At 52.4% G+C, this 21,925-nt stretch carries 23 protein-coding genes; 22 read left to right on the top strand and 1 reads right to left on the bottom strand.

All coding sequences use genetic code 11. The features are described 5' to 3' along the window. Window positions 1-13 precede the first annotated feature (13 nt). The 20 genes from flhB to ACZ5PT_RS03420 all read left to right on the top strand — a co-directional run bounded on the left by flhB (window position 14) and on the right by ACZ5PT_RS03420 (window position 17,582). The gene (flhB, locus tag ACZ5PT_RS03515) at window positions 14-1,069 is read left to right on the top strand and encodes a flagellar biosynthesis protein FlhB (RefSeq protein WP_464265423.1); all 1,056 of its coding nucleotides are present in this window, start codon (window positions 14-16) and stop codon (window positions 1,067-1,069) included. A 101-nt stretch (window positions 1,070-1,170) separates the two neighbouring features. After that, window positions 1,171-3,264, top strand: a complete 2,094-nt coding sequence (flhA, locus tag ACZ5PT_RS03510) for a flagellar biosynthesis protein FlhA (RefSeq protein WP_464265422.1) — start codon at window positions 1,171-1,173, stop codon at window positions 3,262-3,264. Further along, a complete protein-coding gene (gene flhF / locus ACZ5PT_RS03505; RefSeq protein ID WP_464265421.1) occupies window positions 3,254-4,621 on the top strand; it encodes a flagellar biosynthesis protein FlhF in 1,368 nt (455 codons plus the stop codon). The genes flhA and flhF overlap by 11 nt, the downstream gene beginning before the upstream one ends. Next, the gene (locus tag ACZ5PT_RS03500) at window positions 4,618-5,517 is read left to right on the top strand and encodes a MinD/ParA family protein (RefSeq protein WP_464265420.1); all 900 of its coding nucleotides are present in this window, start codon (window positions 4,618-4,620) and stop codon (window positions 5,515-5,517) included. Before flhF ends, ACZ5PT_RS03500 begins: the two co-directional genes overlap by 4 nt. After that, on the top strand, window positions 5,517-6,275 hold the full coding sequence (locus tag ACZ5PT_RS03495) for a FliA/WhiG family RNA polymerase sigma factor (RefSeq protein WP_464265419.1): 759 nt from the start codon (window positions 5,517-5,519) through the stop codon (window positions 6,273-6,275). Before ACZ5PT_RS03500 ends, ACZ5PT_RS03495 begins: the two co-directional genes overlap by 1 nt. Before the next feature lie 3 nt (window positions 6,276-6,278). Then, entirely contained in the window at window positions 6,279-6,662 is a 384-nt protein-coding gene (locus tag ACZ5PT_RS03490; protein ID WP_464265418.1) for a hypothetical protein, read from the top strand. A 66-nt stretch (window positions 6,663-6,728) separates the two neighbouring features. Then, window positions 6,729-7,457 carry a flagellar hook-basal body protein gene (locus ACZ5PT_RS03485; protein WP_464265417.1) on the top strand — a complete coding sequence of 243 codons (729 nt, stop codon included), beginning with the start codon at window positions 6,729-6,731 and terminating at the stop codon, window positions 7,455-7,457. A gap of 48 nt (window positions 7,458-7,505) precedes the next feature. Then, window positions 7,506-8,291 (top strand): flagellar basal-body rod protein FlgG, encoded by a 786-nt coding sequence (gene flgG, locus ACZ5PT_RS03480; protein ID WP_464265416.1) that lies wholly within the window; start codon window positions 7,506-7,508, stop codon window positions 8,289-8,291. 12 nt (window positions 8,292-8,303) lie between these two features. After that, window positions 8,304-9,020, top strand: a complete 717-nt coding sequence (gene flgA / locus ACZ5PT_RS03475) for a flagellar basal body P-ring formation chaperone FlgA (protein ID WP_464265415.1) — start codon at window positions 8,304-8,306, stop codon at window positions 9,018-9,020. Between the two features lies 1 nt (window position 9,021). Further along, on the top strand, window positions 9,022-9,708 hold the full coding sequence (locus ACZ5PT_RS03470) for a flagellar basal body L-ring protein FlgH (RefSeq protein WP_464265414.1): 687 nt from the start codon (window positions 9,022-9,024) through the stop codon (window positions 9,706-9,708). Between the two features lie 22 nt (window positions 9,709-9,730). After that, window positions 9,731-10,846, top strand: coding sequence for a flagellar basal body P-ring protein FlgI (locus ACZ5PT_RS03465; RefSeq protein WP_464265413.1), 1,116 nt, complete (start codon window positions 9,731-9,733; stop codon window positions 10,844-10,846). Window positions 10,847-10,857: 11 nt separating this feature from the next. Then, window positions 10,858-11,166, top strand: coding sequence for a rod-binding protein (locus ACZ5PT_RS03460; protein ID WP_464265412.1), 309 nt, complete (start codon window positions 10,858-10,860; stop codon window positions 11,164-11,166). Window positions 11,167-11,790: 624 nt separating this feature from the next. Continuing rightward, complete coding sequence (locus tag ACZ5PT_RS03455; RefSeq protein ID WP_464265411.1) at window positions 11,791-12,336, top strand: hypothetical protein; 546 nt, start codon at window positions 11,791-11,793, stop codon at window positions 12,334-12,336. A 10-nt stretch (window positions 12,337-12,346) separates the two neighbouring features. Then, window positions 12,347-12,637: a flagellar biosynthesis anti-sigma factor FlgM gene (gene flgM, locus ACZ5PT_RS03450; RefSeq protein WP_464265410.1), complete on the top strand. Its 291-nt coding sequence runs from the start codon at window positions 12,347-12,349 to the stop codon at window positions 12,635-12,637. Between the two features lies 1 nt (window position 12,638). Next, window positions 12,639-12,992 carry a hypothetical protein gene (locus tag ACZ5PT_RS03445; RefSeq protein ID WP_464265409.1) on the top strand — a complete coding sequence of 118 codons (354 nt, stop codon included), beginning with the start codon at window positions 12,639-12,641 and terminating at the stop codon, window positions 12,990-12,992. Window positions 12,993-12,995: 3 nt separating this feature from the next. Beyond that, window positions 12,996-14,657, top strand: a complete 1,662-nt coding sequence (gene flgK / locus ACZ5PT_RS03440) for a flagellar hook-associated protein FlgK (RefSeq protein WP_464265408.1) — start codon at window positions 12,996-12,998, stop codon at window positions 14,655-14,657. Between the two features lie 7 nt (window positions 14,658-14,664). Continuing rightward, window positions 14,665-15,846 carry a flagellar hook-associated protein FlgL gene (gene flgL, locus ACZ5PT_RS03435; protein ID WP_464265407.1) on the top strand — a complete coding sequence of 394 codons (1,182 nt, stop codon included), beginning with the start codon at window positions 14,665-14,667 and terminating at the stop codon, window positions 15,844-15,846. An 86-nt stretch (window positions 15,847-15,932) separates the two neighbouring features. Continuing rightward, on the top strand, window positions 15,933-16,175 hold the full coding sequence (gene csrA, locus ACZ5PT_RS03430) for a carbon storage regulator CsrA (protein WP_464265406.1): 243 nt from the start codon (window positions 15,933-15,935) through the stop codon (window positions 16,173-16,175). Further along, window positions 16,172-16,636: a flagellar assembly protein FliW gene (locus ACZ5PT_RS03425; RefSeq protein WP_464265405.1), complete on the top strand. Its 465-nt coding sequence runs from the start codon at window positions 16,172-16,174 to the stop codon at window positions 16,634-16,636. The genes csrA and ACZ5PT_RS03425 overlap by 4 nt, the downstream gene beginning before the upstream one ends. A gap of 280 nt (window positions 16,637-16,916) precedes the next feature. Continuing rightward, a complete protein-coding gene (locus ACZ5PT_RS03420) occupies window positions 16,917-17,582 on the top strand; it encodes a TylF/MycF/NovP-related O-methyltransferase (RefSeq protein WP_464265404.1) in 666 nt (221 codons plus the stop codon). 744 nt (window positions 17,583-18,326) lie between these two features. Here the strand turns inward: ACZ5PT_RS03420 and ACZ5PT_RS03415 are convergent. Further along, on the bottom strand, window positions 18,327-18,422 hold the full coding sequence (locus ACZ5PT_RS03415; protein ID WP_464265403.1) for a transposase: 96 nt from the start codon (window positions 18,420-18,422) through the stop codon (window positions 18,327-18,329). Window positions 18,423-18,577: 155 nt separating this feature from the next. Here ACZ5PT_RS03415 and ACZ5PT_RS03410 point away from each other — a divergent pair, with 155 nt between their 5' ends. Beyond that, window positions 18,578-19,609, top strand: coding sequence for an N-acetylneuraminate synthase family protein (locus ACZ5PT_RS03410; protein ID WP_464265402.1), 1,032 nt, complete (start codon window positions 18,578-18,580; stop codon window positions 19,607-19,609). Between the two features lie 1,114 nt (window positions 19,610-20,723). Continuing rightward, window positions 20,724-21,908, top strand: a complete 1,185-nt coding sequence (gene neuC, locus ACZ5PT_RS03405; RefSeq protein ID WP_464265401.1) for a UDP-N-acetylglucosamine 2-epimerase — start codon at window positions 20,724-20,726, stop codon at window positions 21,906-21,908. The last annotated feature ends 17 nt before the right edge of the window (window positions 21,909-21,925 follow it).

The following is a 21,925-nucleotide window of genomic DNA, read 5'->3' as shown; positions in this document are numbered from 1 at the left end:
TCGAGGTTAAGCTATGGCTGACTCCGATCAGGAAAAAACCGAAGAGGCGACGGGAAAACGTCGCGATGATTTCCGTAAAAAAGGTCAGGTCGCACAAAGTAAAGAGGTTGGAACCGCTGCTTTGATGACCTTTTCCCTGCTGCTCTGGCTTTTTTACGCACGTTCCTTCTGGTCCGACCTGAACGACTTGATGAGCACCTTTCTGCGAATGATGGGACATTTCGAGGCGACCCCGCTTAGCGCGATTAATCTGCTCTGGAAGGTTGTGGCTATGCTCGGCGGCCTGCTCTGGCCGATTTTCCTGTTGACCATGGTGGTCGGCTTCTTCTCTTCATTTCTCCAGGTCGGACCACTGTTCACCCTGAAACCACTCGAACCGAGCCTGAGTAAGTTCAACGTCATTAAGGGGATGGCGAAGTTCGTCTCCAAGCGTTCGGCGGTGGAGCTGGTTAAGTCTCTCTCCAAGGTGGCGTTGATCGGTGCCGTGGCTTACAGCACGGTCAGTAACGAGTTTTCCACCGCCTTGATACTGGTCAACCTTGACCTGTCGCAGACGGTGGTCTTTCTTGCCCAAACCGCCTATCTGGTCATGGCCAAATCCTGCGGCATTCTGATCGTGCTGGCAATCATCGATTTTACCTTCAGTCGCTACGAGATGGAGCAGAAAATGAAGATGACCAAGCAGGAGATCAAAGAGGAGTTCAAGGAGACCGAAGGCGATCCGCAGCTTAAGGCCCGGATTCGTTCTACGCAGCAGGAAATGGCGCGCAAACGGATGATGTCTGAGGTACCGAAGGCCGATGTCATCATCACCAACCCGACCCACTTGTCGGTGGCGATCACCTATAACCGCGAGGAGATGGATGCGCCGACGATTGTGGCTATGGGCGCTGACCACCTGGCCTTTCGGATCCGTGAAATTGCCCGTGAACACCAGGTGCCGATCGTCGAAAATAAGCCGGTGGCACGGGCCTTGTACAAGATGGAAGTAGGTGCGCAGGTACCCGAGGAAATGTTCAAAGCGGTGGCCGAGATTCTGGCCTACGTTTATGGTTTGAAAAATCGTTAATTTACTGAAATAACAAAGATAATGCAGTGATCATAGCGCGGCGAAAACGAATGCCAAAAGCTTGACAGGTCGCTGTCAGAATTCAGGATCCAGGAGTAACTATGGCAGGTTTTGATGGAATAACCGCTGGTAACTGGCGAGAAAAAGTATTGCGCAGTGATGTGCTGGTCGCACTTGGGCTGGTGTTGATTCTGATGCTGATGATTTTGCCGGTGCCACCGATGCTGCTCGACATTTTTTTGTCGCTCAACATTACCATCGGTTTATTGATTCTGGTTATCGCCCTCTACACCACCAGGGCGCTCGATTTTGCCGTCTTTCCCAGTATCCTGCTGATAACAACCCTGTTTCGACTCTCCCTCAATGTCGCCTCGACCCGGCTGATCTTATTGCATGGCGACGAGGGGCCGAGCGCGGCCGGTAGTGTCATTCAGTCCTTCGGCCAGTTTGTGGTCGGCGGCAATTACGTGGTCGGGATCGTTATCTTCGCCATCCTGGTTTTGATCAACTTCATGGTTATTACCAAGGGTGCCGGTCGGGTTGCCGAGGTCGCGGCGCGTTTTACTCTGGATGCCATGCCGGGCAAGCAGATGGCCATCGATGCCGATCTCAATGCCGGTTTGATCGACGATAATGATGCACGGAAAAGACGGGCCGAGGTTGCTGCCGAGTCCGATTTTTTCGGTGCCATGGATGGTGCCAGTAAATTCGTCAAAGGGGATGCCATCGCCGGCATCATCATCACCCTGATTAACATCGGTGCCGGCTTTGTCATCGGCGTCGTGCAAAAAGGGATGCCGATGGCCGAGGCGGCTGCCAATTACACCATCCTTACTGTTGGTGATGGTCTGGTCGGACAGATCCCAGCGCTGATCATCTCGACCGGTGCTGGTATCATGGTGACCCGAACCGCCGGCGACGAGGATTTCGGCACCGAGATGAAGCGTCAGTTTTCGGTCCACCCGCGGGCACTGTGGGTGGTTTCCGGTATTCTGCTGGTCTTTGCGCTGATTCCCGGCCTGCCGCACATCCCCTTCTTCCTGATTTCCATCATGCTGGCAGGTATTGCTTACCGGGTGCAGAAAACCAAGGAGCAGGCCGCTTCGGTCGAGGAATTGGCCGCCGAGGCCCCAGAACCGAAACAATTGACCGAAGAGAACTACGAGCAGATGCTTTCCGTCGATCTGCTTGAAATGGAAGTCGGCTACGGTCTGATCCCACTGGTCGATGCGACCCAGAATGGCGAATTGCTGCCGCGCATCAAATCGATCCGTCGTCAGTTTGCCCTCGACATGGGCTTTATCGTCCCGCCGGTGCATATCAAGGATAACCTGCAGCTCAAGCCGAACGAATACGCCATCATCCTTAAAGGGGTGAAGATCGGCGGTGGAGAGCTGCTGCCCGGTCATTATCTGGCAATGAATCCCGGTACGGCGACTGAGACGATCAAGGGGATAGAGACGATTGAGCCGGCCTTCAAACTTCCGGCGATCTGGATTCCTGAGGACAAAAAAGAGCGGGCGCAGATCTCCGGTTACACCGTGGTTGATAACACCACTGTCGTCGCCACCCACTTAAGCGAACTGATCAAGCAGCATGGTCATGAACTGCTCGGTCGTCAGGAAACCCAGAACCTGCTCGATAACCTGGCCAACGAATATCCGAAGTTGGTGGAGGAGCTGGTCCCGAACCTGCTCAGCCTCGGTGTGACGATGCGCGTACTGCAGAACCTGTTGCGGGAAGCCGTCTCCGTGCGTGATCTTAGAACTATTTTAGAAACTTTGGCAGATTGGGCACCAGTTGTGCAAGATCCTGATCAGTTAACAGAACATGTTCGGGCGGTACTGGCCCGATCGATCAGTAACAGCTACAGCCAAGATGGGCAGGTATTAGAAGTGATGACCTTTGATCGCGATGTCGAAACCAGGATTCAGGAAGCGCTGCACACCACGGAACAGGGGTCTTATCTGGCCCTCGAGCCTGGGTTTGCTCAGTCGCTGATTAACAGCCTGACCCAGACGCTGCAGAATATGGCCGGGGCAACTCCGGTACTGCTCTGTACGCCAACAATCCGACTCCATGTCAAAAGGTTGACCGAGCGCTACCTGCCAAGCCTGGCTATCATCTCCCACAACGAGATCGCACCCCACCTCAAGGTGCGGTCGGTAGGAACGGTGACTGTCGATGTTAGTTAGAAAATTCGAAGCAAATGATATGGCGAGTGCCCTCAAGCAGGTCAAGGAAACCCTTGGTGCTGATGCGCTGATTCTTTCCACCAAGACCTTGCGTAAAAAGGGTTTGGGCGTGCTTGGCAAGCAGGTCATAGAAGTGACGGCCGCCATCGAGTCGCCGGCAATGAAGACCAGTTCAAATAGAAATGTGCAGCCCGCGGCGCAAAAGCCGGCTCCGCAAGCGATCCCCGCCGCTTATCTTAACCGGATGGCGACGCTTGAGGACGAACTGGTCGATTTGCCAAAGGCGGTCCCTGCTCCGGTCAGTCATGCCTTGGAAGATGAAGTCCGCACCTTGCGTTCACAGCTTGAGTCACAGAATGTCAGTCACCTGCAGGCTGAGATTGATCAGCTTAAAGGGCTGATGCAAGGTCTGGTCGATGCGCAAGGATCACCGGCGGTTGCGGTTGCTCCACAGCCAGAAGTGCCGGCAGTTGCCGCCGAAGCGATCCCGGTCGTAGAGCCGCTGCTGCCACGGCGTCAGGCTGCGGTTTCCCAACAGGTCAAGTCTGTTGTGCCCGAGCTGACCGATTTGATCGACCTGTTGGTTGAGCAGGGCATTGACAGTGACGCCGCCGCGACCATCGCCCGTTTTTCCGCTCAGCAGATGAGTGATCGGCAACGGCAGGAACCGCAGCTCTGTCGCGAGTTTTTGACCGGTACCATCGCCAATCTGGTGCAATCGACCGGTCCTTTGTGGCAAGCGGGTGAGCCGCAGAAACGGATTTCCCTGATCGGCCCAACCGGTGTTGGCAAGACCACCACCATCGCTAAATTGGCCGCCGAAGCAATTGGTGCAGGTGCTCGAATCGCCCTGGTGACCATCGATACCTACCGCATTGCTGCCGTTGAACAGCTGAAAATTTACGGCGAGATTATGGGACTACCGGTTGAGGTGGTTCTTTCTCCCGAGCAATTGCAGGACGCTTTTCGCCGTCATCGTGATAAGGATCTGATCCTCATCGATACTGCCGGGCGCAGTCCCCGCGATGGCGAAAGAATTGCCGAATTGAATGAATTTCTTGGTCAAGGCTCACAGGTCGAAAACTGCCTGGTGTTGGCCGCACCGACCGACGAACGTTTGCAACAGAAAAGTTTAGAGGCCTTCAGTAAATTACCAATTTCCCGCTTGATCTTTACCAAGCTGGATGAAACAGACCGCTGTGGTGCGTTGATCAACCTCCCGACCCGCAGCAATCTGCCGCTGGCCTATTTGACCAACGGTCAGCAGGTGCCAGAAGATCTGTTGTTGGCCGAACCGGCAACGGTAGCGAACCTGGTTATGGGCACTGAGACGGAATCACGGAGGATGGCCGTATGATGAATGGAGCCACCGATCAAGCTGGCACCTTACGCAACATGCAGGACCAGCTCGATAATACAGCAGTTGAATTAAACATGCCGGCAACGCGAGTGTTATCGATCACTAGCGGGAAGGGTGGCGTTGGCAAGACCGCCGTTGTTTCGAACGTGGCGGTGTCTCTGGCCAAGCTGGGCAAAAAGGTCCTGATCATCGACGCCGACCTGGGTTTAGCCAACGTTGACGTGGTTCTTGGTCTGTCCCCTCCCTATAATCTCAATCATTTCTTTAATGGCGAACGCAGCCTTGAGGAGGTGATGGTTGAAGGACCGCATGGGCTTAAAATTCTCCCGGCCGGGTCTGGCGTACAACAGTTTACGCGGCTCGATGGTCAGTTGAAAATGCGTCTGATCGATTCCCTGGATGCCATGGAGGAGCAGTTCGACGTGGTGTTGATCGATACCGAAGCGGGGATCTCCGACAATGTCACCTATTTCAACGTTGCCGCCCAGGACATCCTGGTGGTGACCACCCCGGAACCGACTGCAATCACCGATGCCTACGCATTGATGAAGCTCCTTTCCACCCAGTATCACCAGAAGAGTTTTCTGTTGGCAGTTAACTCGGTGCACGAACCGGATGAAGGTCTTGACGTCTTTGAAAAACTGACCATGGTTTCCGGTCGCTATCTTGATATCTCCATCGATTATCTCGGTTGTATCCCCTTCGACCGCAAAATGCATGATTCGGTACGCCAGCAGCAGGTGATGGTCGACCTCTGTCCCGACCATAAGGTCTCCAAGGCGTTTGTCGAATTGGCGGAGAATCTGATTGATACGCCGATGAATAAACAAGCCCAAGGAACGCTGCAGTTTTTCTGGAAGCAGTTTCTCGGAGTCGATTCGGAGGCGAATTGATGGCATATACGAACGGATATGGCCCGCCGGGACCGGCGGAACGGGAAAAGATGATCGAGGCACATCTGTCGCTGGTCGATTTTCTGGTCGACCGGATGATGACCCAGGTGCCGGCCTTTGTCGGCCGGGATGATATTCGCAGTGCCGCACTGATGGGACTGATGGATGCCGCCAGTCGCTTCGATCCGCGTCGGGGAGTGTTGTTTAAGACATTTGCTGAACGGCGCATCCGTGGTGCCGTTTTTGATGAAGTACGGCGCATGGATTGGTTTTCTCGCACCATGCGGGAAAAGCAGTCGCGTTTGACCAAGGTGACCGACGCCCTCGGAAAACGGCTTGGGCGGGCGCCAGAAGATGCCGAACTGGCTGAAGAACTGGACTTGGGGCTGGATAGTTTTCACGAATTAAAACTGCAGGTCAGCCAGCTTGGCACCGTCAGCCTGCACGAAAAACTCGATGACAATGACGAGAGTGGCAAGTCCTTTATCGATAACCTCGAAGATACCCGCCAGGCAAGTGTTCAGGAGCGGATGGAAGCGGGGGAACTGACCAAGGAACTGGCCGGTTATCTGGAGCATCTTTCGGAAAAGGAGCGGCTGGTGATTGCCTTGCTCTACTACGAAGAGCTGTCGCAGAAGGAAATTTCTGAAGTTTTAGAGCTGACCGAAGGACGGATTTCTCAGTTGCATAGTCAGGCCCTGGGTAAGCTCAAAGGCAAGATGAGGCACAGCATCAATGCCCTGCGTGGTGGAGAATAAGTGATGCTCTCTGGACAACTTTCATTGTTGCTGGTCGGCTGTTTGGCCCTGTTTGCACTGTTGCTAGCCCTTTGGCAGCTGCAGGGGGTACGCAAGCTGAGGCGCGAAGTGAGCGAGCTGCGCAACCAAGTTGTCAGTAACCCGACGCCCGATAGTAAAAGCCCTGTCAATTTTTCGACCAGCCTGGATGCGGTCGAGCGTCAGCAACTGCAAGAAACGCAAGCGACCCCACCGCGGAATTCGGCGGAAAAATATCGTTATATTGGTTCACTCTCCGCCCAAGGGCTCGATGCCAAGGGGATCGCAGAGGCATTACAGCTGCCGATTGCCGAGGTGGAACAACTGCTGCGGCTGGCGAAGTTAAGACCTGCCGCCTCGGCTAAGTGAGACGCTAAACTATTTTCGCCGGGTGGTCGACAAGTAGGCAACAGTTAAGGGATGGGAGAGAGTTAAATGGCAGATGGTAAGTATGGAGCAGTCGCAGGGTTAGTCGGCCGGATGCAGATGATGAATAACATCAGCGAGCAACTGGCGTCGGTAAAAACCTACGCCTATAAAAAAGGTGTCCCGACGTTCCAGGCACAACTTGCCGAAGCTCAATCCGGGATGGCGACTAAGGGAGTCAATTTTGTCCGCGTTGCGGAGGAAACCATCGATTTTACCCCCGGGCAACTGGAGTATACCGGCGAACCCTTGCATGTGGGGATCAACGGAGACGGTTTTTTCCAGGTTGAGCAGGCTGACGGCAGTCTCGCTTTCAGCCGTAAAGGAACCTTCAAGCTGGATGCAGAAGGGACCTTGATCAATACCGATGGGCGGCCGGTGATGAGTGCCGGTGGTGGTTCGATTACCTTGCCGAGTCCCGATGTCGATATCGCACCGGATGGGGCCATCTGGTACAACGCCGAGCCGATCGCACAGATCGCCGTATTCAAGTTCGAAGATACTTCGATTTTGCAACGTGCACCAGGGAGTCTTTTTCTTCCCTCCGATGGCAGTCAACCGGAACCACATCCGAAACCGCAACTGGTGCAGAATAATCTGGAAGGCTCCAACGTCGACATGATGCAGGCCATGGTGCGGATGACCGCCAATCTACGGGCCTTTGAAGCGACGCAGAAGGCATTGCAGATTTACAGCAAAATGGGCGCGAAGGCCGCCGAAATCGGCCTGGTTCAGTAAGAAATAAATGCTGCAAAACTGCAGCTTAAAAAAAGAAGGAGATTAACGATGATTAGGGCGCTTTGGACAGCATCGACCGGAATGCAAGCACAACAGACAAATATGGATGTCATTGCCAACAACCTGGCCAACGTTAATAGCTCCGGGTTTAAGAAGAGTCGGGCGGATTTTCAGGATATCCTTTATCAAACCAGTAGAGCCGCCGGAACCGGCGTTGATGGGAACGAAGTGCCTACTGGCGTGCAGGTCGGTCTTGGGTCCCGCGTTGCAGCAGTACAGAAGGTTTTTACCTCAGGTGATTTCCTGCAGACCGGTAATGAGCTGGATGTGGCGGTTGAAGGTTCCGGTTTTTTCCAAGTGACTCTGCCCGATGGAACAGAAGCTTATAGCCGTTCCGGGGCGATGAAAAAAGACAGCACCGGCCGCTTGGTGACTTCTGATGGTTTGCCTTTGGTCCCGGAAATCGTTATCCCGGAAAACTCAACCTCGATCACCATCGGTAGTGGTGGCAACGTCGAAGTTATCCTCGATGGCGAAAGTATCCCAACCCTCGCGGGGAATATTGAATTGGTCCGTTTCGGCAACCCCGCGGGATTAAAGAGCCTAGGCCGCAACCTCTATGCTGAAACCCCGACCACTGGCGCGCCGATCAACGGAACACCGGGTGAGGACGGTTTTGGTACCCTGTCGCAAGGTTTTCTGGAAGGTTCGAACGTCAACATCATGGAAGAAATGGTCAACATGATTGCCGGGCAACGCGCTTACGAGGTCAACTCCAAAGTCATCAAGACGGCCGATGAAATGCTGCAGATGACCAGCGGTTTAGTGCGCTAAGAGGCTGACCCGATGAGAAGACAGTTGCTCATACTTGCTCTGTTGATCCTGTCCCCGCTTCTGGCTCAGGCCGGACCGGAGGTAGCTTCTGGACAATTGATCCGCCCGCAGGAGATAGAGCAGGTGCTGAACGATTACCTGGCCGCCGAGTCCGAGCGCCTGCCGCGGGTGGAGCTGCGTTTCGCTTCCATCTCCTTGCCGAAACCGTTCAAGGTCCCCGAAGGGGCGATCGAATACCAGGTCATTCCGGCCAAACCGGGAGTCATCGGTAGTCGTCGCGTCACGTTGTTGACGCGGGTGGATGGTCAGGTCCTCAGCAATCGGTCAATTCGCGTTGAGTTGGAAGCGATGGCTGAAATTTTGGTTGCGACCGATAACCTACGTCGTGGCGAAGTGCTTGGCCCGCAAAATATCAGTGTCCAGTCCCAAGATATTTCCAAACTGAAACAGCCGCTGTTTAATGGCGATGACGTCTTTGGCAAGCGCCTGAAGCGCTCGTTACGGCTCGGTCAGCCGCTGCTGCGCAAGCAGGTGGAGTTTCCGCCGTTGATCAAACGTGGCGAGCGAGTCGTGATTCAAGCGCGGGGTTCAGGTTTGATGTTGTCGACTGCTGGAGAAGCAAAGCAAGATGGTTTGCTCGATGAGACCATTCGGGTGATGAACCTCGGCTCGCGCAAAGAAGTTCTTTGCCGAGTGGTGGCGCCCGGAACGGTGTCGGTGGAGTTTTAAGATGAATAAAAACGTATTTTGGCTGATCGTAATGTTGTTCCTCCTGGCCGGTTGTGCCGGTCCGGCAAGGCATATCAATCTCGCTGACGTCGAGCCGGTTGCGCCGATAATGCAGCAACCGTTGCCGCCGCAGACGTCCGGTTCGCTCTGGACAGAAAGCCGCGGAGGCCTGTTTCAGGACATGAAGGGCCGCACCGTCGGCGATATTATTACCGTGGTTATTGTCGAAAACGCCAGCGCCAGTAAAGAGGCGACCACCGAAACCGATCGCACCAGCAGCATGTCGGCTGGAATTACCGGTCTGTTCGGACTGGAGAGGAAGATCGGCAGCTTTACCGGAATGGACCCTTCTGCTCTGGTCGATGCTACAACCACCAACGATTTTTCCGGTGGCGGCAAGACGGCGCGCAAGGAGAACCTGGTTGCTACTTTAACCACCCAGGTGGTCGAGGTGCTGCCGAACGGCAACTTGCGCATTCAGGGCAATAAGACGGTCACGGTCAACAGCGAGACCCAGATTGTCTCCTTGACCGGCATCGTTCGCCAGCCGGATGTTTCGCCGCGCAACATCGTTGATTCGAAAAATGTTCTCAACGCCCGTATCGCCTATGTTGGTGAAGGGGTGATCAGTGACAAGCAACAACAAGGCTGGTTGGTTCGGGGCCTCGATCAGATCTGGCCGTTTTAGTTTGGGCGGCAGGAGTATGAGCATGATCCTAAAAAAGATACCGAATAAAATTATCATAATCCTGTTGATTCTTTGGGCGACGGTGCTTTTGTCGACCGCTGATGCTTCACGAATCAAAGAGTTGGCTCAGCTTGAAGGGGTACGCTCCAATCAACTGGTCGGTTATGGTTTGGTGGTTGGCCTCAACGGCACCGGTGATAGCGCCAGTACCCAGTTCACCATTCAGTCGCTGGTCAATATGATGGAGCGGCTCGGTGTGACTGTTGATCCGGATAAGGTCAAGGTTGCGAACGTGGCGGCGGTTATCGTCACGGCTGATTTGCCGGCATTTTCCCGCGCTGGCAACACTATTGATGTTTCGGTGGCTTCGGTTGGCGATGCCAATAATCTGGCCGGTGGAACCTTGATGATGACGCCGCTCAAAGCGGCTGACGGAAAAATATACGCTGTTTCGCAAGGAGCACTGGTGGTCGGTTCGCTGGCTTTTGGTGGTAAAGCGGCAAAGGTGCAGAAGAATCACCCGACCGCCGGTAGAATTCCTGACGGTGCTCTGGTGGAGCGCGAGGTACCTTTCGCTTTCGGCGATCAGCGTGAGCTGAATTACCGGCTCAAGGACTCAGATTTTACCACCGTGTCGCGCATGAGCGAAGCGGTCAACAAACAGTTTGGTGACAACGTCGCCCGTTCTCTGGATGCCGGGCAGATGCAAGTGATGATCCCCGCGAACTACCAGGATCGCGTGGTTGACTTTGTCTCTGTTCTGGAACGGTTGGATGTGATACCGGATGTTCTGGCGCGGATTGTGGTCAATGAAAAGACCGGCACCATTGTTATGGGCGAGCGGGTGCGGATTTCTACTGTGGCGGTTTCTCACGGTAATCTGAGCCTGGTGATCAGCGAAAAGACCGATGTTTCTCAGCCTAATGCGCTCGGTAGCGGGCGGACCGTTGAGTCGCCGGACACCTTGCTTGATGTCTCCGAAGACAAGGGCAACCTGGTGGTTCTGGAGCAGGGGGTCAGTATCGGTGATGTTGCAGCGGCCCTCAATGCCATTGGCGCTACCCCACGCGACTTGATTGCTATCTTCCAGGCGATCAAGGCGGCCGGCGCTCTTTATGCCGATCTGGTCATTCTGTAAGCGGAGTTTGTATGGACAGCAAGATCGATCCAAATCAGCTGCTCAGTCAAGCCTTGACTCAGGCGCCGAAAAAGGCTGCCGGACGGGATCCGGAAAAGCTCAAAGAGGTGGCTCAGCAGTTTGAGGCGATATTTATCCAGCAAATGTTCAAGGATATGCGCAATACAATCCCTGAAGGGGGATTGGTTGAGCGGGGCAACGCTGATGAGGTCTATGGGCAGATGCAGGACGCGGAAGTGGCCAAAGTGATGGCGGAGCGTGGCGGCATAGGCCTGGCTGATTTGATGCTCCAGCAGTTGCTCGATGAAGGTGAAAAATAGTTGGTACGACGGCTTTACATGTCAAAAGTAGTTCTTCAATAAAGAGCATAAAACCATATAAGCAATCGGACACGGATAAAATCTGATCAAATCGGATTTAAGTTTCAAGAGGGGCAGAAGCTAGGCCTTTACTGCTTATTTCTGCTTCCTGGTTATCCACTTGACTTAACCTTGGTTTGTTTCGTGATAACCCACGGTTAAAAATATTGGTCCACTGAAGACACGGAACTCACCGAAAAGTCAGAATCGAGCAAATTCCGTGTCTTCCGTGGACAAAAGCTAGAATATTTTTGCAATACCGATTTTCTGGTGGAGCGAAGTAGATAACCAGGTTTTGTTTTTACAATCAGAAGTTATCCGATTTGATCCGTGTACCAATTGTTTGTCAGGTTTGGCTTCTGGCGGATGATTCGTTCTCTTCAGGTTCGCCGTTGCTTTGGTGGTAAAGCTGTCGCACAATCGACTCAGCGGTAAAATCCCAGCAACTGCCAGCCCTTCTCATGATCCCCTCTATTTCGTCAGAAAAAGCTAAAGAAAAAATCCTCCAGCGTCGATAAAGTACCAAAGAGAGTGAAGCAGTGCCGCAGGACAGCACTGAAAAACTCTTCGCAACGGAGGAACATCATGACCGATCAAATCGATCCGACCCGCAGTGCCAAGCCCTTTGCCAGCGTGCAGCAGGATGAAATGATCCAACGCAAGCAGCGTGAAACAGCTAAGCCTGCCGCTGAGGATCGTGTCTCCTTGGGTGACCAGGAACAGGTTGACGAAACCTACGGTCCCGGACTTAAGGTTGCGACTCCCGACGAGCTGCTACGCAATCTGGTTATAAAAACCTTGCAGGAGCAGGGGCTTGAGTTGCAATTCAAGGCCGGTGATGTGGAGGTTGATTTCAACACCATGACCCCGGAAGACGCCCAGGCTTTGGTCGCTGAAGACGGCTATTTCGGTGTTGAACAGACATCGGAGCGGATTGTCGATTTTGCCATTAACGCCTTTGGTCGTGATCCAGAAAAACTGCAGCAGATGAAAGATGCTATCGATCAGGGCTTCCTTGGTGCACAAGAGGCCTTCGGGGGCGCGCTGCCGGAAATATCACAACAAACATACGACGCTATTACGGAAAAGCTGGACGCCTTTGCTGGCCAGTTTGAAGAATCAGGGGAATAAGGAGTCTATCATGGTCGACAAAATTATCGGTGGTAAGGGGTTCGGTCCTTTAGGGAATGTTAATCGTTCTGGTAAGGCAGGCGCAGCTAAGCAATCAGCTGCAGCCGGTAAAACCGATCGGGTTGATTTTTCCAGCGCCTTGCAGAATGCCAGCAAGGCCCAGGCAACCAGTTCCACCCAGCAATCTGCCAGAGCAGAAAAACTGCAGGCACTAAAGGCGCAGATCGACAGCGGCACCTACAAGCCCGACCTGGAAAAGGTCGCGTCAAGTCTGCTCCCTTTCATCTTGAAGGATAGCTGAGATGGCCAACTCCGATCTTAAAGCCACGCTTGAGACGCTCCTGGAGTTAGTGCTAGAGGAGCGGGAAGCGGCTAAGGCCCTCGATATGACTAGACTGCAGCAGGCGGTTCAGGCCAAAGAGGCTCTGCTGGCACTTTTGAATCCTCAGCCGGAAGAGGTCGCAGGGATGGAAGACCTGCTGCGGACGATTGATCAGGAAAATCGCCGTAACGCTTTTCTGCTCTGGACGGGACTTAATATGGTCCGCAACCTGATGGGCTTTTTCGGCAAGGCAGCAATGCCGGAAGTTTACGGCGGCGGAGGGCAGTCACGCGCTCTGACTCAGGGCGGTCGACTGTTGTCAGGAAGGGTGTAAAAGATGGGACTCAGCGCAGCATTGAACTCGGGCAGAACCTCTCTGCAGACCAATCAGAAAGCGATTGAAATCACTGGTCTGAATATTGCCAACGTTAATACCGAAGGCTATTCCCGGCAGACCCCGAATTTAACTCCCTATCCGGCCCTTAATTTCGGTGACTTTTTTATCGGCACCGGGGTGACCGTCGGCTCGGTAGAGCGCTCCCACGACGTTTTTCTTGATGGTCAGATCAAAGACATGGCGGCTAATTTCGGCCAGGAAAACAGTATGGTCAATACCCTCGCCGAGCTGGAGCGCACCATCGGCATCGGCAACGGCAGCCTGTCGGATGAATTCGATCAGTTTTTTGACGCCTGGCGACAGCTGTCAACCAACCCCGGCGGCGAGGTCGAGCGGCAGATGGTGTTGCAGCGCGGCGAATTGATCGGTAACTCGTTTAGCAGCGTTTACAACGAAACCCAGCAGGTGGTCAAAAACATCAACACCACCATTACCTCAAAAATTGATGGCGTCAATCTGCAGCTCGAAGAAATTGGCCAGTTGAACACCAGGATCTCGGCTTTGGAAACCTCCGGACAAGATGCCAACTCCGACCGCGACCGCCGCGATTATCTGCTGAAAGGTCTCACCGAAGCGATCGGTTCGACCAGCTTTGAGAGCTCAACCGGAACCGTTTCGGTGCAGCTGCCAAACGGCATGCCGCTGGTCGAGGGCTCTACTGCCAACCATATTGTCGCTTCCTACGCCGGGACCGATGTCAACCTTGAGCTTCAAGTGGGCACCACCAATGTCGCCCTCGGCCGGACCTCGCTTGGCGGCGAATTCCGTGGTCTTTACGAGGTCCGCGATGTGACGGTTCCCGATGTCGTCAACCGTCTGGATCAGTTGGCCTATTCTTTTGCCACTGAAGTCAATGCCATGCATCAGGCCGGAACCGATTTGAACGGCGCTGCCGGGCAGGCGTTTTTTGCCCCACCGGCCGCCCATGTCAGTCAGGGCTATGCCAATCCAGCCGCACCCAGTTTCGGCACCGGCGATCTGCAACTGAATGTCAATGGTACCGCAACCACAGTGACCATCGACGGCACCAATAATTCCGTCAACGGCATGGCTGCTGCGATCAATGCTTCCGGGGCCAATGTCACGGCCAGCGTCGATCCGGCCGATAACTCACTGATTATCACGCCCAATGTCGGCGGTGAGAATGTTCTGATCGATAGCAGCGGGCTCTCCGGTGGCAGCTATCCGCGACCGGTTTTTGGTTACGCTGACATGGCCTCATCGCTGGAGATGAACATCTCCACCACCAATGAAATCGCCGCCGGAACCAGTGGCGCACCTGGCGATAATACCAACGCCCTGGCACTGCTGCAAATCGAGCAGCAATCGCTTGGCGGGCTTGGCGGCAGCGATACCTTGGTTTCCTTCTACGGCAAGATTGTCGCTACTGTCGGCGTCGAGTCCGCTCGCAACCGACAGGCCGTGCAAGGCCATGAAGACAGCTTGATTCAGTTACAGAATTTGCGCGACGGGATTGATGGCGTTTCGCTGGAAGAGGAAATGATCAACCTGTTGCAATACCAAAAAGGCTTTGAAGCGTCGGCCAAATTTCTGTCCACTGTCGACGAGATGATGGACACTTTGTTGACGCTGAAAAGGTAGGTGAACTATGAGAGCAACGCAGACCACCACATACCGCAGCCTGCAGTCATTTATGGATCGGACCAGCGATAAGCTGGCCTCGCTGCAATTGCAGGCGGCGACCGGCAAGCGAATCAATCGGCCTTCGGATGATCCGACCGCAATCAGCCCGATTCTCAGTGCCCGCACTCAGATTAAATCCTCCGATCGTTATATCGAAACCATCGAATCGGGACTGGATCGCATTGATGGAGTCGACGGCTACCTTGATGGCATTGAAAATACCTTGGTGCGCCTCAAGGAAATCGGTATAGCGACAGTTAACAGTTCTTTGAGTGATCAGGACATGCGGACCTACGCGGATGAAGTCCATCAGCTGCGGGAAAGCCTGCTCGATTCCGGGAATGCCCAGATAGACGGCAAATACATGTTTTCCGGTTTTGCTGAAAAGACCGCACCTTTTGCCTTGAATCCCAACTACCCTAATTTGACGCCAGGGCCGACTCCGGTGCCGGTGCTGAATGTTCCGACCGATACGGCCGCGCTGCTGGATGGTGGTGGGAGTCCGGTCGCTCAGTTGGTTGTTCCCGGTGAGGGTACTTGGGACGTTGACGTTGCCGATGGCCTGACCTTTACCCCCGAACCCGGTTTTGATGGCACGGCAACTCCTGTCAGCTACACGATTGAAGATGCCATGGGCGTTATTTCTGCACCGGCAACCGTTACGACCAGCTACCATGACTCCCCGGTTCTCTACCATGGTGATACAGGTAAGGTGGAATTTGAAATCGCTCCCAACGAGTTGATCAACGTCAACATCACCGGTAGCGGCTTGCTGCTTGGTGACGCCGACAACGACGGGATCACCGATGCCGGCGCAGTCGATGTGTTCGCCTTGGTCACCCAGTTGGAAGAAGCCTTGAGCGCCAATGACCAGGCCGGTGTCCAGGCGTTGATTGATCCGCTGGAGACGGCCGCTAATCAAGTGCGCAGCCAGCGCAGCTTCAAGGGGAACATCGGTCGTCGACTAGAGACCGCTGGTGACCACATGGAGCAGATTAAGATTGAGATGGAAGAATTTCGCTCCCGCTTTGAGGATGCAGATATTATTGAAACCATTACCAACCTGCAGCAGCAGGAGCAGAGCTTTGAGGCGGCGATGAGTATTACCGGTCGGGTCTCGCAGCTTTCCATTCTCGATTATATTTAGAATTGTCTAAGGATTAAATGCCAGGCGGTCGATAAGTAATAAACACCGTGCTCGGAGGTAGCACGAACCATCAGCCAGGAGGCGCTATGTTGGTACTGACACGAAAAACCGGCGAAGGAATCATCATCGGTGACGATATAAAAATCACCGTTGTTGAGCTCAAGGGGGGCGGGGTGCGAATCGGCATCGATGCACCGCGTGAGATGAAGATCCATCGCCAGGAAGTTTTTGACCGGATCAAACAGGAGAACAGGGAGGCAACTCAGTGGGATTTGGACAAGCTGAACGAATTGAGCAGTATTTTGGATGCGGGGAGAAAAAAAACATGAAGACAATACAATCACGCTTTGGCGAAATAAAATATGATTCTGAAAATACCCTAGAATTTCCCGAAGGCTTGATCGGCTTTGAAGACCTGCGCAAGTTTGTCGTTATGCCGAACGAAAAGGATGGCCCGTTGTTCTGGATTCAGAGTGTCGAAGATCCCCAGATTGCCTTTGTCCTGACCGAGCCGGTCGGTTTTTACTATGATTATAAGATCGTTCCAGATGGCCGCGAACGCCAGAAGCTCGGCATCGACGACAACGCTGATTGTCATGTTCTCTCTGTTGTTACCGTGCCGGAGGATCTTAAAATCACCCTTAACCTGGCCGCGCCGATTCTGTTTGCACCAGACAGCAATCGTGCATTGCAGGTGGTTTTGGAAGGAACAACCTTCAGCTCCAAGACATCGCTGCCGACTATGGAAGAGCTGGATGTCTTGGAAAAGAAGTTGCAATCCAGGGAATGACAACATGGTGGCTAGGTCGTTTTGACAGGTTCTAGGCACTCGATGCGAGATGTGTTGCTGTTTCGACTTAGTGAATTAAATACTGGTGTTGTGGATCGTTTGTGATGCTTTGAATAGTAGAAGACATGGAGCTTATTGGGGGCTTCCTGGTACGTCAAAAAAAACTTTAACTGAAGAAATCGTTTTTTGGTCGAGTTATTACGCGTTTTTTTGACTATATCCCAGATTTTTTTTAGTTTATAGGTCGTGTGCGCATAAAATAATTAACAGGGAGGCTAGTGTGGGTGAGGTTTTTTTTGGTTTTGATACCGACAAAGAATGGGAATATGAAAATGGTTTTTATTTAACAAGCCACCCTACACGACTCCCCAAAATGCTTGCTCACTATGAGCTTTACAAATCAATTGTCGGTTTACCTGGTCACGTCGTTGAGTGTGGGGTTTTTAAAGGGGCTTCTCTTGCTAGATTTAGTACTTTTCGGCAGGTACTGGAAAGTCCTTATTCCAGGAAAATTATCGGATTTGACGCTTTTGGTAAATTTCCTGACCAGGGAGATGCCAGAGATAAAGAGTTTGTGGATAAATTTGAAAGTTCTGCTGGGGATGGCATCCCCGCTGATGAATTGAATCGGATCTTTACTTACAAAAACTTTGAAAATTTTGAGCTTATACAAGGGGATATCGTTAGTACGGTCCCTGATTATGTTACAAAGTATCCAGAATTAAAAATTTCCCTACTACACATTGATGTTGATGTTTATGCTCCTACATCGGTTATTTTGAATTGTTTGTATGATAGGGTCGTTGCTGGCGGCCTGATTGTTTTAGATGATTATGGAACTGTAGCCGGGGAGACTAGGGCTGTAGATGAGTTCCTCGAAGACAAGGATATTCTTATTGAAAAACTCCCCATTTCACATATACCGGCGTTTATAAGAAAGAAATAAAACGGTTCTACCCACCAAACAAAGGCTGCGGTTGAGTAGCGCCGCCATAAATTAGTTCGTCGTAGCTGGGTGCCGATAGTATGTTCAAGGAAATTTTCGAATTGTTCCAGTACCGGCTTCGCTTGCATCACCATCTTTGACAATCCGTTTCGCTTCTTTTCCACTGGTTCACGGTTGCTCCAGCGGACGGTAACCTCACTGAGTCAAAGAGGTATGTGTTGGAGGCTGACAAAATGAAAGACCCCTTGTTTGGCTCCTTCCAGGATCGCATTGACGGATTCTGTTGTGTTGATGTGAGCCTCTCAATGAGCATATTCCTTGATGCCATGGTGGACGCTCTCATTGCTAATTTTACTAATCGCCACATGGGGGGTAACTGGTCCGTCATGATTCGATCGATGGGGAAAACAACCTGTTTGACGTGCGGTGCCAGAACCGCAGAACTGTCATTAGATGTCACGCCAGACCGAACCGGGCCTTTCCGATTGGCCGCGACATGGGTACAGATTTTCTTGGTCCCTTGCCTCACGTGTGTTTTATTCCATGTTGAAACCTCGGCTTGCACCAAGGTGCTTTTCGTCCGACTCAGCGACACCAGTCCGATGGAGTCTGCATGCATAGCCAGCAGCCAGGTTCGATGCGGCAGTTTGGATCTGTGCAAGCGCGTGTTTGTTGTCACTGTGAACGTCCCATTGCAACCGCTGCACTCCTAAAGACCCGGACGGGAAAATTACCTTTAAGCAGCTACGGCTTCACGCGTTCACAGTGAGGACAAGGCCGACCAGAGTGCCAGATTGCTTTTTCCAGATATCTTCGATAGGTATCCTCATCTGGAAACATATTGCGAAACGGATTGAAGTTCGTGAACAGACTTCCTTTCGGAACTATGTTCCGTCACGATAATGTCAATCTAGTTCACATCCACCTTTTCTGGGTGGGTAGAACAGAAATTTATAGCAGCTGAGAAACTGACTGCGTAGCAAGGGGTATCTCAAATGAATGAAATAGAAATAGCAGGTCGTAAAATTGGTGAAAACCAACCTCCTTTCATTATTATGGAAGCTGGAATCAATCATGAGGGAGAAATCGCAAAAGCGCTGCAACTGGTTGACGCGGCTAAGGCAAGCGGGGCTGATTGCATCAAGTTCCAATGCCACATCACGGAAGAAGAAATGGTCCCGACCGACATGAAGCCGGGGGATATTTCCGACGAGCGCCTTTGGGACATTATCAAGCGGTGCGAGTTGACCGCGGCAGAAGAGTTACGAGTCCAGGCATATTGTGTGGAAAAAGAGATTCTCTACCTAAGTACCCCCTTTTCCAGGGCTGCAGCCGACCGGTTAAACGATATGGGGGTCCCTGCATTCAAAATAGGCTCGGGTGAATGCAACAACTATCCACTGATTGAGCACATTGCCCAGATGGGCAAACCGATTATTCTTTCGACAGGGATGAACGATATCCCCGCTATCAAAAAAGCGGTACAGCTAATACAGAAACACTCCTGTCCGCTTGCCCTCACTCACTGCACGTCGATGTACCCGACACCCTACGACAAGGTCCGACTCAATGCCATTACTGAAATGATTGACATTTTTTCAATCCCCGTCGGTCTCAGTGATCACTCCAAGGGGATTTATACCTGCCTTGGGGCTGTGGCGCTGGGTGCTAGTTGCCTGGAAAAACATTTCACCATCAGCCACGATTGGCCAGGACCCGACATCCCGGTTTCTATCGATCCGACAGAGCTGAGCGAGCTGGTCAAAGGCGCACATGCGATTTGGCAAGCAAGAGGCGGAAGCAAAACCATCCTGCCCGAGGAACAACCGGTTATCGCTTTTGCCTATGCTACAGTCGTTACCATCAAAAACATTAAACAAGGGGAACTGCTCACTCGCGACAATATCTGGGTAAAACGCCCAGGAACTGGGAAAATCCCGGCCGAGAACTTTGAAAAAATACTCGGTAAAAGAGCCTTGAAAGATCTACCGGCTGACACCCACGTTGACCCGGACGATTTCAGCTGATGATGACAAGGCAAGAAATTTATTCATTATTAGCGGTGCGGGTGGATTGATTGACCGCGAACTGACACTAAAAGCCGCGCAGTAGCGGCGCAAGGCTGTAGCTCAGGCACACAACCCTCGGAGGTAGCAAAGAGACCAAATCGGCGCCGTTGTGGGAATCTGACCAATATAGCTACTAGGGCTAAGCTTTTACCGTAGAAAACACCTTCAATAATCGGGAAGCAATCTTCGTTAATTTTGCCGCAACCAACGATGCAAAACGAGCCAACAGCGACCCGGCGCAAGCCTTTGACGCGAAGTTAAACTGGCCATCGAAGTATCTCTCAATGCCAGCAACCGCTTTATCAATACTTCTTCTACCGGTGTCTACCCAGGGAGACAATACGCCGGTATCCAAGCAAGATCTATTACGGCCAGCCTCTATCTATGCCGCAAGTAAAATGTTTAGTGACTCTTTCCTTCCTAGGTTTGCAGGGGAAATCCGTTGTTAAATTCTTAAGCTGGTCAAGGTCTATGTCCGGACAGTCCGGAGAACAGTGCCATGGGCAGAATTCTGAAGCAGATTTGTACCGGGGAGCCGATCAAGGGAATGGACACAATCTCGGTAGGCGACTTCATCTATGTTGACGATGTCATTAAAAATCATCCTCATCCCAGACCCCCTTCCACCCCAGGCGCCACAATCACTAACCCGTCAACCAGACCCGGCATCAGCTTCAGTGACTCGATACCCTCAAAGAGATCCCAGGGTTGGAGGCACTGCCGCCTTTCGGCAAAATAAGCAACAACGCCCTTGTTTTAGCGAACGATCTCCTGCAGAGTGGAATCAGCTAAAAACTGACAACGTCTCTGTTGGGTAGATTGCGTATCTTCCTCGACAATATCGGCGGCGAAAAATAATCTGTTGCCGTAACCCTTTTTAGTAGCCCTGCCCTTCTGACTACGTACGACTTAAGCAGTAATGAGCGATCCGAGTCAACCACGGCATAGTATTTGCTTTGCCCTTTAGTACTGTCAAAAAACAGACAACTAGCGGTTGTCGCAGCGTTATTGAGCGCCTAGCAATCAAATGGCTGGGCCTATTCTTAACCGACCTTGGAGAGAGAGTGCAACAGTGAGAAAAGTAGCATTGTTTACCGGAAATAGGGCGGAATACGGGCTGCAATACCCGATCATTAAAGCAATCGATGCCCATCCGGGTCTCGACTACCTCCTCCTCGTCTCTGGATCTCACCTTGACGAAGATTTCAGCAATTCCACCACAGAGATCAAAAAGGATGGCTTCAGAGTAGATCGCGAAGTTAGCATTGATATGCAGGACGATACCCTGCTGGCGATGGCACAAGCGATCGGCAGCGGCATTATCAGCATAAGCGAGGCGCTGGATGAGCTTCGCCCAAGCATTCTGGTCGTCTACGGCGACCGCTTCGAAAGCCTTGCGGCTGTCATCGCCGGAACCCAGATGGGCATCCCCACAGCCCACATTGAAGGTGGTGACATTACTGAAGGTGGAGCGTTGGACGACAACGTCCGCCACGCGATGACCAAACTCGCCCACCTGCACTTCGCAACCAATCAAGAAGCCGCTCAGCGTATCATCGCTATGGGGGAAGAGCCCTGGCGGGTTACCAATGTCGGCCTGCCAGCGATCGACATCATCTCTGCCGGTAACTTTGCCAAACCCGCAGAGTTGTTTGAACGCTACAACCTGGATATCAATAGACCGATCGTACTCTTCACCCAACATTCAATTACAACCGAATTCGAAGCGGCTGAAACGCAGATCACCCCCACACTTGAAGCCCTTGAAATTCTTGCTCAAGATGGCGTTCAGATCATTGTGACCTATCCAAATAACGATGCCGGGGGAAAACGTATTGTCGATCAAATCAAACATTGGTCAGCAGCTGGCATCGAGAATGTCCAAATCCACTCCAGTCTTGGCCGTTACAATTATCATGGGGTTTTACACCTCGCAGGTCATGGGCGCGGCCGTGGTGTATGTGTCGGAAATTCATCCAGTGGCCTCAAGGAGACCCCGGCCCTGGGATGCCCGGCAGTCAATATTGGCTCTCGCCAACAGGGTCGATTACGAGCTGAAAATGTATTAGATGTTGGCTACAATTGTAGCGAGATCCTGGCTGCCATAAAAAAATCCCTTTATGACGATGACTTTCGTTCCAAGTGCAACAATTGCCACAACCCCTATGGAGTTGGGAATTCCGGCAACAAAATTGCTGAAATTCTTGCAAACGCGGACCTTGGCCCAGGCTTGATCCAAAAGAAAATGACTATATAAAACCCCGCAAGAGCACT

Source organism: Desulfuromusa ferrireducens, from assembly GCF_055389805.1.
Note: the sequence above shows the minus strand (reverse complement) of the source record. Positions and strands in the feature narration are given on the sequence as shown.

Excerpts from the sequence above, each read along its gene's own strand:
- flgM (WP_464265410.1), top strand. The coding sequence starts at position 12,347 with ATGGTCGACAAAATTATCGGTGGTAAGGGGTTCGGTCCTTTAGGGAAT.
- flhF (WP_464265421.1), top strand. The coding sequence starts at position 3,254 with ATGTTAGTTAGAAAATTCGAAGCAAATGATATGGCGAGTGCCCTCAAG.
- ACZ5PT_RS03485 (WP_464265417.1), top strand. The coding sequence starts at position 6,729 with ATGGCAGATGGTAAGTATGGAGCAGTCGCAGGGTTAGTCGGCCGGATG.
- ACZ5PT_RS03470 (WP_464265414.1), top strand. The coding sequence starts at position 9,022 with ATGAATAAAAACGTATTTTGGCTGATCGTAATGTTGTTCCTCCTGGCC.
- ACZ5PT_RS03500 (WP_464265420.1), top strand. The coding sequence starts at position 4,618 with ATGATGAATGGAGCCACCGATCAAGCTGGCACCTTACGCAACATGCAG.
- ACZ5PT_RS03415 (WP_464265403.1), bottom strand. The coding sequence starts at position 18,422 with ATGTTTCCAGATGAGGATACCTATCGAAGATATCTGGAAAAAGCAATC.
- ACZ5PT_RS03425 (WP_464265405.1), top strand. The coding sequence starts at position 16,172 with ATGAAGACAATACAATCACGCTTTGGCGAAATAAAATATGATTCTGAA.
- ACZ5PT_RS03490 (WP_464265418.1), top strand. The coding sequence starts at position 6,279 with ATGCTCTCTGGACAACTTTCATTGTTGCTGGTCGGCTGTTTGGCCCTG.
- flhB (WP_464265423.1), top strand. The coding sequence starts at position 14 with ATGGCTGACTCCGATCAGGAAAAAACCGAAGAGGCGACGGGAAAACGT.
- ACZ5PT_RS03465 (WP_464265413.1), top strand. The coding sequence starts at position 9,731 with ATGATCCTAAAAAAGATACCGAATAAAATTATCATAATCCTGTTGATT.
- ACZ5PT_RS03460 (WP_464265412.1), top strand. The coding sequence starts at position 10,858 with ATGGACAGCAAGATCGATCCAAATCAGCTGCTCAGTCAAGCCTTGACT.
- ACZ5PT_RS03495 (WP_464265419.1), top strand. The coding sequence starts at position 5,517 with ATGGCATATACGAACGGATATGGCCCGCCGGGACCGGCGGAACGGGAA.
- flgA (WP_464265415.1), top strand. The coding sequence starts at position 8,304 with ATGAGAAGACAGTTGCTCATACTTGCTCTGTTGATCCTGTCCCCGCTT.
- ACZ5PT_RS03445 (WP_464265409.1), top strand. The coding sequence starts at position 12,639 with ATGGCCAACTCCGATCTTAAAGCCACGCTTGAGACGCTCCTGGAGTTA.
- csrA (WP_464265406.1), top strand. The coding sequence starts at position 15,933 with ATGTTGGTACTGACACGAAAAACCGGCGAAGGAATCATCATCGGTGAC.
- flhA (WP_464265422.1), top strand. The coding sequence starts at position 1,171 with ATGGCAGGTTTTGATGGAATAACCGCTGGTAACTGGCGAGAAAAAGTA.
- flgL (WP_464265407.1), top strand. The coding sequence starts at position 14,665 with ATGAGAGCAACGCAGACCACCACATACCGCAGCCTGCAGTCATTTATG.
- flgG (WP_464265416.1), top strand. The coding sequence starts at position 7,506 with ATGATTAGGGCGCTTTGGACAGCATCGACCGGAATGCAAGCACAACAG.
- ACZ5PT_RS03410 (WP_464265402.1), top strand. The coding sequence starts at position 18,578 with ATGAATGAAATAGAAATAGCAGGTCGTAAAATTGGTGAAAACCAACCT.
- flgK (WP_464265408.1), top strand. The coding sequence starts at position 12,996 with ATGGGACTCAGCGCAGCATTGAACTCGGGCAGAACCTCTCTGCAGACC.
- ACZ5PT_RS03455 (WP_464265411.1), top strand. The coding sequence starts at position 11,791 with ATGACCGATCAAATCGATCCGACCCGCAGTGCCAAGCCCTTTGCCAGC.